Genomic DNA, 12,679 nt, shown 5'->3' with positions numbered 1-12,679 from the left:
CACGAGCCGGCACGAACGTTGCGAGCCATGCATCCCATGCCAAACGCCGCTCGATGTGCGGGAGATGTTCGACCTACCCTCGAAGCATGGACTTGGGTACGGCAGATCAACTGGCACGGCATTATCTGGACGGCCTGCTCGGACGTCTGGCGCACGTCCGTGCTACCGGCGAGACCGCCCGCAACGTCGCTCAGCGTGTGTGCCCCGATGACGAACTCGTCCTCGCGTGCGCCGGCCTTATGCACGACATCGGCTACTCCCCCGCGCTTTCGGCGACTGGGTTCCACCCGCTCGACGGTGCGCGGTGGTTGCGGACGCTGGGCGAGGAACGTCTGTCGTGTCTGGTGGCCCACCACAGTGGCGCCCGCTGGGAGGCGGGGGTGCGAGGGCTGAGTAGCGAACTAGACGAGTTCCCGCTGGAGGACTCAATCGCAGCGGACGTTCTGACGTTTGCCGACCTGACCACGGGCCCCAGGGGAGATCAGGTCGACATCGATCAACGGATCGCCGACATCCGGCGGCGGTATCCGCGCGAGCATCCAGTCACCGTTGCATTGGCGAGATCGGAGCCACACCTCCGGGAGGTGGTCGCTCGAGTACAGGGTCTTCTCCCAGCGCCCTTGCTCAACTGATGAACGGTTGTGGTCGGTCTTCAAGGAAGTGCTTGATCCGCAACCGGATCGGCCCGTGAATATCGAGGTCGGCTAGTTCTGAGGGAGCGACAAAGGCGACCTCGAGCGACTCGTCGCTGGTCTGAGCGCTCCCGCCAATGACCTTGCCGGCAAAGCAGACCGAGAACTCCTGGCGTACCTCGCCGTCCGAGTACGCGGCGCGGTGGTTTGGATCGCAGTAGATGCCCACAAGGCGGCCGAGCTCAATCTCATAGCCTGTCTCCTCGCGGGTCTCGCGAACGGCCGTGTCGCGGATCGATTCTCCCGGCTCCATCTTTCCGCCTGGAATGCTCCAGAACCCGCTGTCACTGCGTCGTTGCATCAGGATCGATCCGTCGCCGTTGACCACCACGGCCGAGGCCGCTGGCACAAGGCTGTTTGCCGCCGGCGCGTCCGGATCGTCGTAGTAATCGATGCGCGTCATGCCTGAGAGGGTACGGCGATTGCGCTGGACCAGACCTCATCGAAGTGCTTCGCGAAGGTGTCGAAGATGCCGTGATCGCCAAGACGACGCAGGTGCAGGGCGGGAGACTCGAAGCCACCCCGGCGAAACAGGTGCGGTGTCACCACCATCTGGTCATCGAAGCGGAAGACCGAGTTGTACATCGGCTCGTGATGAAGCCGCAGATCCGCAACCTCACACAGTGCGACCGGGCGGAACCTCGTCAGCGCGTTCTGGATGCGCGCCACCAGCCCACCGTCCTGGTGCTCCTCTGCGTCTCGTGCCGCGACCTCAGCAGAGGAGGGGTCCGCGAGCGCCACCCGTACCTGGCATCCATCCTCGGCCTTTGCCACCAGGCGCTCTGCCAGCCCTGGGTATGCCTCGGTGAGAAACAGCGCGGCGTAGCCGAGGATGCACACCTCGCGACGGCTGTCGTCGATGAGCTTCGTCCACAGCCTGCGGTCTACCTCGGCGCGCCGGGCATAGACCGCAACGATCTCCGCCGTGCTCCCGGCGCCTGCCGATGTCTCGACGGATGTTGTGGGCCACAGATAGGCCTCGTCCTCGTCGAGCAGCTCCGCCACTGCCCAGCGGAATCGCTGATGGGGAACACGCCCATTGAGCCAGCGCTGAACTGTCTTGGGATCGACACCCACTGCACGCTGGAGATCCTCCACCGATATGTGCGTCCGGACCATCGCTGATCGCAGCCGTTCGTTGCGCACGTGTTCCACCTCCGGACGAATCCAGACTAGCACGAGCCGTCCTAAAACGTCCCACCAGGCGGTTTCAGCGTCCCGGGCCGCGCGGTGAAATCGACGTATCAACTGGCCTATCGGGAGGTCTACCAAATGTCGGATGCACACGTCGCAGAGCAGAGGGCAACTACGTCGGGCACCGCACCCATCGGCGCCGTCGCAGACCGAATCAAGGATGGCCAGCTGATCCAGCAGCATGCTCCGGCAGTACGTGAGCTGGCGGGACTGCCCATGCTCATCCCCGTGCCACGGGCCGCGCGGCTGCTCGGCATCAGCCGCTCCGCGGCATATCGCTGCGCCGCCTGTGGCGACCTTCCCACCACCCATCTCGGCGGACGCGTCTACGTGATCACCGCGAAGCTCGAGGAGTTGCTCTCGGCATGAGCGGGAACGTGTCACGTCGCCCGTCGGGTGAGTGGGAGTACCGATTCGAGGTCGGCCCCGACCCTTTGACCGGACGACGCCGACGGATGACCAAGTCTGGATTCCCGACCAAGCGCGCCGCCGCTCAAGCGATGAACAAGGCCATCAACGCCCACCTCCAAGGGCGGAGCGTCAAGAACTCGAGACGGACCGTCGAGGACTTCCTCGACGAGTGGCACGCAGCCGTGCGGGGAGCGATCAGGCCGTCGACCTGGGTGAACTATCGCAACTACCTCGATGCCTACGTGATCCCCGTGATCGGGCAGACCGCGCTCCAAGACCTCACGGCGGTCCGGCTCAATCTGCTCTACACCCACCTGCTTCAGCGGGGCCGGGTCAAAACCAGCGGCGGGCTTGCCCCAAAGACCGTGCAGAACGTCCACCGGATGCTTCACCGTGCCCTGCGAGATGCAGTCAAGTGGGACCAGCTTCCGCGCAACTATGCCGAGGACGCCGAGCCGCCGCGCGCCCCAAGGCCGCGGCCGACCATCTGGACTCCGGAGCAGCTCGGCCAATTCGTCCGCCATGTCGAGAGCGACAGGTTCTACGCACTTTGGCTGCTGGTCGCGACGACCGGGTTGCGTCGAGGTGAACTGGCCGGGCTGCTTCGACACGATGTCGATCTGCACCTCCGCCGGGTGTCCCCCAGCACGCCCCGCGTCGTCGTGGCGGGACGGGCCGTCGAATCCCAGCCGAAGACAGCCAGCGGCGTTCGCAACCTCGCCCTCGATCCGGACACATGCGAGGCGCTTCGTGAGTACTTCATCACCTGGGACACCGAACGCGAGTTGCTCGGGCAGGACACCCAGCTGCTGTTCGTCTGGGCCGACGGCCGCCCCCTGCACCCCGACACGATCACCGCTCTGTTCCACGGGCACTGCAAGTCAGCGGGCCTGCCCCGCATCCGGCTGCACGACGTGCGGCACTCCTATGCCAGCGCTGCGCTCAAGGCCGGCATCCCGGCCAAGGTGATCAGCGAGCGCCTCGGACATTCGACCGCCGCGTTCACGCTGCAGACCTATACGCACGTCATCCCCGGCATGGATGCCGTGGCTGCCGACGCGGTTGCGCAGCTGATCCTCGCCCCGGCGCCGACCGAGATCGGCGAAGTGGACGGCAGCATTCTCGGCAGCATCGACGACTCCAAGGGCGACCAGAAAAGCGAAGAACCCGCTGACCTTCAGCAAAACCGCAGGTCAGCGGGCCCTTCACAAAGTAGCGGGGGCAGGATTTGAACCTGCGACCTCTGGGTTATGAGCCCAGCGAGCTACCGAACTGCTCCACCCCGCGTCGCGTAGGCACAAGGTTAGTGGACAGTGTCGCAGGCGCAAAATCGGATCCAAGGACAGCGCAGGCACCGAGGTCGGCCATGCGAGCGGTGGCGACGGCCGGCCGCGGGTGAGCAGCAGGACCCCGGGCTGGTCACCGCGCGCGATGGTCGTTGGGGTGCGCACGCGCAGGGTCGGCGCAGAACGGCCCCGGCGCCGCACAACTGACCGGGTACGCCGCACGAGGATCAGCAGCGCGGGTCAGCGAGCCGGGGTCAGCCCAGACCGAGCAGCCCACTCGGGCTGCCGGTCGGGCTTGGCTGCTCGCTCGGCGAGGACGACGCGGCCGGGGGCGTCGGTGACGGGGTGCCACTGGGAGCGGCGGTCGATGACGGTGTCGGGGTCGACGAGGGCGTGGGGGTCGGCGTGGGCGTCGGCGTGGTCGTCGAGGTTGGCGTCGGCGTTGGGGTCGGCTTGTGCCGCGGCTTCGAGCCGCCGTCGATCCGGGTCCAGGAGGTGCCGCTGTGGGTGTCGCTACCTCCGGTGTACGACGAGATCGGCTCGCCCGCGATCAGCTCGAACACGGTGATCGCCACGGCTGCGATCAGGAAGAACCCGGCCGCAAGCAGGGCCACCCGACGCCACGGCAGCGCCGCGAACCGGGCGCCGAGCCCGGGCCGCTCCGGTTCGACCTCGCCGTCGAGCTCGGCCCGGGCGCGGGTCAACTGCTCCTCGGCGTGGGCCAAGTGCGCCTGGGCCGCGGCGGGGCTCATCCGCCGGCGGCGCGCCCGACGTACCTCCGCCTGGGCAACGCCCACCTGACGCAGCGCGACCGTCCGGTTGGCGACGCGCTCCCGACTACGGTTCAGCCCCTGGCTGTAGAGGTTGCTGGTGATCGACACGATCACGCTGCCCAACGCCGCACCCGCCAAAGTGCCGGCGGCGCCGAGGGTGGACAGCAGCACCGCCGAGGACACCGCCGCCAACGCCCCCGCAATGGTGCGCAGCCAGTCGATCCGGAGCCGCTCGTGCTCCGGCTGCTGCTCCGGAGCGCCGGTCATCTGCTGCCGGCGGCTATGGCCTGCTGGACCAGCCGCTCTCCCTGCCTCACGGCCTTGGCGTAGCCGGCGAGGTCACCCTGGCGCAGCAGGTCCTGGCCCTGCCGGAACTTCGCGTCGGCGCGCTGCAGCAGCCGGAGTGCGTGCTCGGGCAGCGCCGCACCCCCCTTGCCGCCGTTCCCCTTCGTCGTCGTGCCACCCTTGCCGCGCGGGTGGGCAGTCTTCGTCGACCCGCCCTTGCCCTGGTCGGACTCGGTCACACCCAGCACGTCGTCCAGCGCGGCCGACAACGTGTCGCCGATCCCCACCTCCTTGCCGAACGAGACCAGCACGAACCGCAGCGCCGGATAGTTGCCGGTGCCGCCGGCACGCGAGGTGTAGACCGGCTGGACGTAGAGCAGTCCACCGCCCACCGGAAGCGTCAGCAGGTTGCCGTACTCGATCTTCGCGCCCACGCGCTTGAAGGCCTGCAGCCGATTGGCGATGTGGTCGTCGGAGGCGAACTGGTTGGCGATCTGCGACGGCCCCGGCACCTGGGTGTTGTCCGGCAGCCGGAGGATCTGGAACTTGCCGTACGTCGACGGGTCCTCCGGATCGGCCCCTACGGAGATGAACGATGCCAGGTTCTGCTTGTTCTTCGGTGTGTAGACGCTGGTCAGCGAGAACACCGGCTTGCCGCCCGACTTGGTCGCCACCGAGAGCCGGTACGGCGGCTGCAGCCGGGTCGCCGACGACGGGTCATTGGGCACGTCCCAGCGGTCGTTGTCGTTGAAGAACGTGGTCGGGTCGGTCACGTGGTAGTCGGCCAGGATGTTGCGCTGCACCTTGAACAGGTCCTCGGGGTAGCGCATGTGCGCCAGCAGGTCGGGCGGGATGTCCGACCGCGGCTTCACCAGGTGCGGGAACGCCTTCTCCATCGCCTGCAGGATCGGGTCGGACTGGTCCCAGGCGTAGAGCGTCACGGTGCCGTCGTACGCGTCCACCGTGGCCTTGACCGAGTTGCGGATGTAGTTGATCTGGTCGGTCGGCAAGGTGGCGTACGTCGACCGGGGGTTGATCGCGTCAGAGGTCATCTCCTCCATCGACCGCGACTCGGAGTCGGCATACCGGTCCGAGACGGTGTAGCCGTCGAGGATCCACACGATCCGGCCGTCGACGACCGCGGGCAGGGCGTCGGAGTCGACGGTCAGCCACGGCGCGACCTTCTGCAACCTCTCGCGGGGCGAGCGATCGTAGAGGATCTTGGAGGCGGCGTGCACCCGCGAGGACAGCAGCAGGTTGGAGTCGCCGAACTTCGCGGCGTAGAGCAGCTTGTGGAACAGCGACCCGATCGGGACGCCACCCTTGCCGGCGTACGTGGTGGTCGTGGACCTCCCCGAGTCGCCGGTGCCCTGCGGGCTATCGAGCTCCACGTCGTGGCCGCCCGGCGCCTTGCCCACGACCGAGTAGTCGGGGCTGTTCTCGCCGAAGTAGATCTGCGGGCGGTACTTGCCCAGCACTCCCTTCGGGGGGATGTCCCGCTCGGCCCAGACCGGTGAGCCGTCGTTGCGCACCGGCTTGTCCTGGGCGTTGCGCTGGTTGCCGTAGGCGGCGATGATGCCGTAGCCGTGGGTGTAGACGGTGTGTTCGTTGGACCACTTCTGCTCGGCCCCGGGCAGGCCGGCCAGGTGCATCTCCCGGGCCGCCACCACCATGTCGCGCTCGCGCCCGTCGACCTCGTAGTGGTCGACGTCGAGGACGCTCGGCACGCTGTAGTAGCCACGCACCTGCTGCAGTTGCTGGAAGGTCTCCGAGACCAGCATCGGGTCGACGAGCCGGATCCCGGGCAGCGATGCGGCGTCCCGGTTGCTCTGCTGCGGGCTGAGCGTGGTCTTGGCGTCGTACTCGGTCACCGAGGTGCCGTCGAGGTCGTAGGCCGCCCGAGTCGCCGCGATGTTGTGCGCGATGTACGTCGACTCCTTGTCCGGCTCGTTCGGCTTGACCTGGAACTTCTCCACCACGGCAGGCCAGATCAGGCCGAGCAGCACGGCCGACAGCGCGAACAGCGCGATCCCGACGCCGGGCAGCAGCCAGGTGTGCCGCCAGACGTTGGCGAAGAACAGCACCGCGCAGATCAGCGCGATCGCCATCAGGATGTCCTTGGCCGGCAGTACGGCGTGCTGACGGGCATAGGTCATCCCGGTGATCAAGCTGCCGTCGTTGGTGGTCAGGTCGTAGCGGTCGAGCCAGTAGTCGACCGCCTTGACCAGCACCAGAACACCGAGCAGCACGCACACCTGGGCCTGCGCGGAGCGGGAGAACCGGTCACCGGGCGTCTGCAGCCGGATGCCGCCGTAGAGGTAGTGGACCAGCACCGCCGCGATCAGCCCGAGGATCACCGCGGTCATCAAGAAGTCGACGACGAAGTGCCACCACGGCAGGGAGAAGACGTACCAGCCGATGTCCTTGTGGAAGTACGGATCGGTCTTGTGGAAGGGCACCCGGTGCCGCCACATCAGGAAGTCGCGCCACTGGCCCGCGGCCGAACTGCCCGCGAACAGGCCGATCACCACACTGATCGCGACCATCAGGACGCGACGTACCGGGGTGACCACCTCGCGGTAGCGGTCCAGGCCCGCCTGCTCGGGCGAGCGCGGCCGGAACATCGGGCGGAGCCGGAAGGCGACGGCGAGGTTGCCTCCGACCACCAGCGCCATCAGTACGCCGAAGCCGCAGAACAGCGCCACCTTCGTCCAGACCAGCGTGGTGAAGACCGACGAGTCGCCGAGGCTGGCGAACCACAGCTTCTCGGTCCAGATCGAGGTGAACACCGAGAACGCGATCAGCAGCGCCGCGATCGCGACCAGGGTGAGCACGATCGGACGGGGTCGCCGGCGCGCCGGGCGCACCGCAGCCACCGCCGCGTCCTCGTCGTCGAAGAAGTCGCTCACGCGGGGTCCCTCGGTCGTGGTGCGCAGGAGCCCAGCCGAGGAGCGGAGCGTCGTGCCCAGCTCGGTGTCCCCGCGGGAAGGCACGCGAGGGACGATCTCGTGGGGTGGATCATCGGGGCTGCTCTCCCTCGGGTGGGCCTGGTTCAGGCTCAAGGGTGGCATGGAGCAGCTCGAGCAGGCCCGGAACCAGGTCGTCACCGACCAGCACGGACTGCGGCTCGTCGTGGGAACGCAGCCGCAGCGCACACCAGGAGCCACCCGCGCGCGTGGCTCCGGCGACGATCCGCACCTCCTGCCGCGCAGGGTGTCCGGCGACGAACTCCGCGGCGTCCTTGGACCCGGTGGGGATCTGTGCCTCGGCCTCGGGCGGCAGCAGCAGCCGCTCGACCACCGCGGCGCAACCGACGACGCCGCTGGGCCAGACGATCCGCTCGAGCAGCTCCTCGAGCTCGTCCGCGCCCAGCTCCTCCTGCTGGACCGAGGTCAGCTCCCCCGCATCCTCGAGCAGGGCGGCCAGTCCGGGCTCGCGTTCGAGCAGCTCGGCGGTCGGCACGAGGGCGAACAGCTGCGCCGGCCGGTCCCAGCCTGCCTCGGAGGCGTGCTTCTCGAGCTCGCGGACCACGCGGGTCAGTTCGGGGTCGGCGGCCCGATCGGTCGCGGCGCTCACCGTCGGCACCCGGGCAGCTCGGCGTTCGGGTTCTTCGTCCAGGCCTTCAGCGCCGCCAGCGCCTGCGGCATGGTCGTCACCCGCACCAGCCGCATCTTCGACGGGTCCCAGTGCCCGCCGAGCGCCTCGGCGCAGTTGCCGGCCGGCACGAAGAACAGCTTCGCGCCGTCTCGTTGGGCACCGACCATCTTCTGCCGGATCCCCCCGATGGGGCCGACCCTGCCGCGAGCGTCGATGGTCCCGGTGCCGGCGACGATCTTGCCGCCGGTGAGTGATCCAGGGGTGAGCACGTCGTACACGCCGAGGGAGAACATCAGGCCCGCGGACGGCCCTCCGATGTTGCTGCTCAGGTGCAGCCCGACGTCGAAGGGGAAGCGGTACGACGGGCTGATCCCGACCCCGACCCGGGACTGGTGCCGCATCCGGCCCTTGGGGCCCAGTGGCCCGGTCGTCACCGGCACCTGCAGACGGCGGCCGGACCGGTCGACGGTCACGGTGACCCTGGAGCCCGGAGGTCGCGTCTTGATGTGCCGGACCACGGCGTCGGGGTTGCTGGTGCGCACCCCGTCGACGGCGACGATCAGATCGCCCGGCTTGAGCCGCCCCTTGGCCGGGCCCTTCCGGTCGACCGTCGCGATCTTCACGGCAGTGGTGTACTTCACGTGCAACTCGCGCAGCGCCGCCGCGACCGCATTGTCCTGCGACGACGTCATCTCCGCGGCCGACTCCTGCCGCACCGACGAGGTGGTGTCGGTGCGCTGGTAGATCACGTCGTGGGGGTAGACCCCGTCGTTGGGATCGACCCAGGCTCGGAGCGCGTCGAAGAGGGTGACCTTCTGGTCGATCGCGGTCTCGTAGACGGTGACCAGCCGGATCCCACCGTCGTCACGGAATGCCTTGTGACCGGAAACCGTGATGATCTGCTTCTTGCCGTTCGAGCCGAGCACGTTGATCGTGGGACCGGGCGAGAAGACCGTGTAGCCGACCGGCCTGCTCAACGACGTGCCCGCGAGCACGACCAGCAGCACCACCGCCAGCAGGGTGGCCACGGTCCGTCGGCTCATGGCGAAACCCTCTCATCCGGGATCAACCGCAGCGCACCTGCCCGGACCCGGAGCCGGGCGGCGGATCGGGTCAGGCCGACTTCCTGGTCCGGACAGCGACCCCGGTGCTGCGGTCGCGCGGCGTCGTCCGTCGTACGGCGGCGGCCGGGTGCTCACGCAGGATGGCCTCGGCGAACCGCTGCTGGGCGCGCTCCTGCGCGGCCTCGCTGCGATCGGACAGCGCCGGCCGGTCGCGGCCGACCCAGCCCACCCACAGCATCGCGACCACCGTCACCGCGACGGGCGGCAGCAGCCAGAGCAGGATCGCCATGGGCCTATGGTCGCGCCTCACCGGGCAGGAAATCCGTCAGGACACGCGGATCCGGCTCACGCGTGGGCGACCCACTCGTCGGTGCCGTCGGTGAAGACCTGGTGCTTCCAGACCGGGACCTCGCTCTTGAGCCGGTCGATCAGCGTGCGGGAGGCGACGTACGCCTGGTCACGATGGCCGGCGGAGACCGCCACCACGACCGCGAGGTCACCGACGACGAGCTTGCCGACCCGGTGCACCGCAGCGACCGCGACCACGTCGTCATGAGCAGCAGCCACCGACGCGGCGACCTCACCCAGCCGCTCGGCCGCGCCCGGGTGCGCGGAGTAGTCGAGGTGATCGACGCCCGCGCCGTGATCGCTGTCGCGGACGGTGCCGACGAAGAGGTTGAGTCCGCCGGCCGCCGGGTCGGAGACCGCCGCCAGCACCTCGGCGGGGTCGAGCGGATCGGTACGCAGGTCCACCAGCCGGACCCGGGTCGGATCGGACGGCGTGGTGGCGCTGGTCGGGGTATCGCTCACGTGCCAAGGCTACGCGGCCGATGTGCACCGGCCGGTACCGTGGAGGCATGGACGACACGCCCGACCAGCCCGGCGAGAACGACCCGCAGAACCCGTTCAAGGGCACCCCCTTCGAGCAGCTGTTCGGGGCCGGCGGAATGAATCTCGGCAACCTCGACCTGTCCGGCCTGATGAGCCAGATGCAGGCGATGATGACGCCGTACGACGGCCCGGTGAACTGGAGCCTCGCGACGGACGTCGCCCGTCGTACCTCCGCGCAGAGGCCCGACCCGAGCCCCGACCGCGCGGACCAGACCCGAGTCGCCGACGCGTTCCGGCTGGCCGACCACTGGCTCGACAGTGCGACCGTGCTGCCCTCGGGCGTGACCACGACCGCGGCGTGGAGCCGCGCCGACTGGATCGAGCAGACCACCCCGGTCTGGCGGGTGCTCGTCGAACCGGTTGCCCAGCACGTCGTCTCGGCGATGGGCGAGGCGATGCCCGAGGAGGCTCGCGCGATGGCCGGCCCGCTGATCGGGATGCTGTCCCAGGCCGGTGGCGCGATGTTCGGCAGCCAGGTGGGGCAGGCGCTCGGTGCGCTGGTCGGCGAGGTGCTGACCGCCTCCGACATCGGTCTCCCGCTGGGACCGGCCGGCACGGCGGCACTGCTGACCGGGAACGTCGCCGCCTTCGCCGATGGACTCGACGTGGAGCCGCACGACGTGCTGCTCTACCTCGCCCTGCGCGAGGCCGCCCACCAGCGGCTGTTCGGCCACGTGCCGTGGCTGCGCCAGCACCTCATCTCCTCCGTCGAGGCCTTCGGTCGCGGGGTGCACATCGACATGAGTGGCATCGAGGAGGCGGTGAGCGGCCTCGATCCCAGCAACCCGGCCGCGATCCAGGAGGCGCTGTCGGGCGGGCTGTTCGAGCCAAGGAAGTCGCCTGAGCAGGAGGCGGCGCTGGTGAGGCTGGAGACCACCCTGGCCCTGGTGGAGGGCTGGGTCGACGAGGTCGTCGGCCAGGCCACCGCCGAGCGGATGCCCGCCGCCGCGAAGATGCAGGAGGTGATGCGTCGTCGCCGGGCCGCCGGCGGTCCCGCCGAGGAGACCTTCGCGGCCCTGGTCGGCCTCGAGCTGCGCCCCCGCCGGCTGCGCGACGCGTCCACCTTGTGGGGCTCGCTGCGGTCCCGGCAGGGCCAGGAGGGTCGGGATGCGGTGTGGGCCCACCCCGACCTGCTGCCGAGCGCCGCGGATCTCGATGACCCGCTGGGCTTCCGCGACGACCTTCCCGACGCGGAGGAGCTCGACGACGACGTGTTCGACCGGGCGGTCCAGGAGCTCCTCGACTCCACCCCCCCGACCGACGAGCCGGGGGCAGACGACCACCCCGACGGGACGTGAGCGCGCACGACGATGCGCTCGCCGAGTTGCGCGCATGGGTGGCCCCCTCGGCCGAGCAGGAGGCGCTGCGCGCGTCGTACGTCGCGCACCTGGGGGCGCACCCCGACGGACTGCTCAAGTCCTGCCATCCCGCGCACCTGACCGCCGGCACGTTGGTGCTCAGCGAGCGCGGTGACCGGGTGCTGCTCAACCTGCATGGCAAGGCCGGCCGCTGGTTCCACTTCGGTGGCCACCTGGAGGCCGACGATGCGTCGCTGGCGGCAGCCGCGCTGCGCGAGGCGACCGAGGAGTCCGGCATCGAGGGGCTGGTGCTGTGGCCCGCCCCGGTCCAGCTCTCGTCCCACCCGGTGCCGTTCTGCCACCCGGGCACGACTGTGCACCACCTCGACGTGCGCTACGCCGCCCGGGTCCCCGCCGAGACGGCCGCGGTGATCAGCAGCGAGTCCCTGGACGTGCGCTGGTTCGACGTCGACGATCTCCCCACCGACGAGCCGGACATGGTCGAACTGGTCCGGCTGGCCCGGCTCGTCGCTCGCTGAACGTCGTACGGCTGCAAGGTTGCGCCGCCTCGGCGCCGTACGGCTGCAAGGTTGAGCCGCCTCGGCGCCGTACGGTCAGTCGCAGGGGGCGATGCCCAGGGAGGCCGAGGCGCTGACGCCCTCGAGGTAGCCCTTGGCGCGCTCGGCCCGGGGGAACCGATCCACCCAGTGCCAGAAGCGTGCGTTGTGGCTCGGCTCGAGCAGATGGGCGAGCTCGTGCAGCAGCACGTAGTCGACCACCCACGCCGGCATCGGCTGCAGTCGCTCCGACATCCGGATGGTGCGGTCGGTCGGCGTGCACGACGCCCACCGGGTGGTCATGTTGTCCACCCAGCGCACCGACACCGGCTGCGCCCTGCCGTGCAAGTACTCGCGCGACAGCTCGCGCGCCCGCCGGATCAGCTGCTCGTCGGTGCGGTGCTTGCGGCGCTCGCTGCGGTCGAGCCGGGCGATCATCTGCTCGACCCACCGGGCCTCCTCGGCCCGGGTGAACCGGGCCGGGATCATCACGATGACCTTGCCGTCCGGGCCGTCTTGGCGGTACGCCGACACGGTGCGGGTCCGACGCCGGGACCGGCGTACCTCCACCTCGGGTGTGGGTGGCTCCTCGCGCTGGCCGGCCATGGAGCAGAAGGTACCTCCCGTCCGC

At 69.4% G+C, this 12,679-nt stretch carries 14 protein-coding genes and 1 tRNA gene; 5 read left to right on the top strand and 10 right to left on the bottom strand.

The features are described 5' to 3' along the window. The first annotated feature begins 86 nt into the window (after positions 1–86). Complete coding sequence (locus Q9R13_RS17315) at positions 87–632, top strand: HD domain-containing protein (RefSeq protein ID WP_310962420.1); 546 nt, start codon at positions 87–89, stop codon at positions 630–632. On the opposite strand, the gene Q9R13_RS17310 is transcribed toward Q9R13_RS17315, so the two are convergent. After that, positions 625–1,095: an NUDIX hydrolase gene (locus Q9R13_RS17310; protein ID WP_310962419.1), complete on the bottom strand. Its 471-nt coding sequence runs from the start codon at positions 1,093–1,095 to the stop codon at positions 625–627. The genes Q9R13_RS17315 and Q9R13_RS17310 overlap by 8 nt on opposite strands. Continuing rightward, on the bottom strand, positions 1,092–2,069 hold the full coding sequence (locus Q9R13_RS17305) for a DUF5919 domain-containing protein (RefSeq protein WP_310962418.1): 978 nt from the start codon (positions 2,067–2,069) through the stop codon (positions 1,092–1,094). The genes Q9R13_RS17310 and Q9R13_RS17305 overlap by 4 nt, the downstream gene beginning before the upstream one ends. A gap of 45 nt (positions 2,070–2,114) precedes the next feature. Here Q9R13_RS17305 and Q9R13_RS17300 point away from each other — a divergent pair, with 45 nt between their 5' ends. Together Q9R13_RS17300 and Q9R13_RS17295 are read left to right on the top strand one after the other, a co-directional pair. Then, a complete protein-coding gene (locus Q9R13_RS17300; protein WP_310962417.1) occupies positions 2,115–2,255 on the top strand; it encodes a helix-turn-helix domain-containing protein in 141 nt (46 codons plus the stop codon). Further along, positions 2,252–3,529 carry a tyrosine-type recombinase/integrase gene (locus tag Q9R13_RS17295; protein WP_310962416.1) on the top strand — a complete coding sequence of 426 codons (1,278 nt, stop codon included), beginning with the start codon at positions 2,252–2,254 and terminating at the stop codon, positions 3,527–3,529. The genes Q9R13_RS17300 and Q9R13_RS17295 overlap by 4 nt, the downstream gene beginning before the upstream one ends. On the opposite strand, the gene Q9R13_RS17290 is transcribed toward Q9R13_RS17295, so the two are convergent. The 7 genes from Q9R13_RS17290 to Q9R13_RS17260 form a co-directional block, all read right to left on the bottom strand. Beyond that, a tRNA-Met gene (locus Q9R13_RS17290) sits at positions 3,511–3,584 on the bottom strand. The genes Q9R13_RS17295 and Q9R13_RS17290 overlap by 19 nt on opposite strands. A 253-nt stretch (positions 3,585–3,837) precedes the next feature. Continuing rightward, entirely contained in the window at positions 3,838–4,623 is a 786-nt protein-coding gene (locus Q9R13_RS17285; RefSeq protein ID WP_310962415.1) for a hypothetical protein, read from the bottom strand. Beyond that, positions 4,620–7,550, bottom strand: a complete 2,931-nt coding sequence (locus Q9R13_RS17280; RefSeq protein ID WP_310962414.1) for a UPF0182 family membrane protein — start codon at positions 7,548–7,550, stop codon at positions 4,620–4,622. The genes Q9R13_RS17285 and Q9R13_RS17280 overlap by 4 nt, the downstream gene beginning before the upstream one ends. Before the next feature lie 109 nt (positions 7,551–7,659). Further along, positions 7,660–8,217: a PPA1309 family protein gene (locus Q9R13_RS17275; protein WP_310962413.1), complete on the bottom strand. Its 558-nt coding sequence runs from the start codon at positions 8,215–8,217 to the stop codon at positions 7,660–7,662. Continuing rightward, a complete protein-coding gene (locus tag Q9R13_RS17270) occupies positions 8,214–9,281 on the bottom strand; it encodes a YlbL family protein (RefSeq protein ID WP_310962412.1) in 1,068 nt (355 codons plus the stop codon). Before Q9R13_RS17270 ends, Q9R13_RS17275 begins: the two co-directional genes overlap by 4 nt. A 70-nt stretch (positions 9,282–9,351) precedes the next feature. Beyond that, a complete protein-coding gene (locus Q9R13_RS17265) occupies positions 9,352–9,591 on the bottom strand; it encodes a hypothetical protein (protein WP_310962411.1) in 240 nt (79 codons plus the stop codon). Between the two features lie 56 nt (positions 9,592–9,647). Further along, positions 9,648–10,112 (bottom strand): molybdenum cofactor biosynthesis protein MoaE, encoded by a 465-nt coding sequence (locus tag Q9R13_RS17260; protein ID WP_310962410.1) that lies wholly within the window; start codon positions 10,110–10,112, stop codon positions 9,648–9,650. Positions 10,113–10,159: 47 nt separating this feature from the next. Between Q9R13_RS17260 and Q9R13_RS17255 the strand changes: the two genes are divergently transcribed. Together Q9R13_RS17255 and Q9R13_RS17250 are read left to right on the top strand one after the other, a co-directional pair. Further along, positions 10,160–11,491, top strand: a complete 1,332-nt coding sequence (locus tag Q9R13_RS17255; protein ID WP_310962409.1) for a zinc-dependent metalloprotease — start codon at positions 10,160–10,162, stop codon at positions 11,489–11,491. Beyond that, positions 11,488–12,030, top strand: coding sequence for an NUDIX domain-containing protein (locus Q9R13_RS17250; protein WP_310962408.1), 543 nt, complete (start codon positions 11,488–11,490; stop codon positions 12,028–12,030). Before Q9R13_RS17255 ends, Q9R13_RS17250 begins: the two co-directional genes overlap by 4 nt. Before the next feature lie 75 nt (positions 12,031–12,105). On the opposite strand, the gene Q9R13_RS17245 is transcribed toward Q9R13_RS17250, so the two are convergent. Continuing rightward, a complete protein-coding gene (locus Q9R13_RS17245) occupies positions 12,106–12,654 on the bottom strand; it encodes a M48 metallopeptidase family protein (protein ID WP_310962407.1) in 549 nt (182 codons plus the stop codon). Positions 12,655–12,679: the final 25 nt, after the last annotated feature.

The organism is Nocardioides marmorisolisilvae, from assembly GCF_031656915.1.
Lineage (GTDB): Bacteria > Actinomycetota > Actinomycetes > Propionibacteriales > Nocardioidaceae > Marmoricola > Marmoricola terrisoli.
Note: the sequence above shows the minus strand (reverse complement) of the source record. Positions and strands in the feature narration are given on the sequence as shown.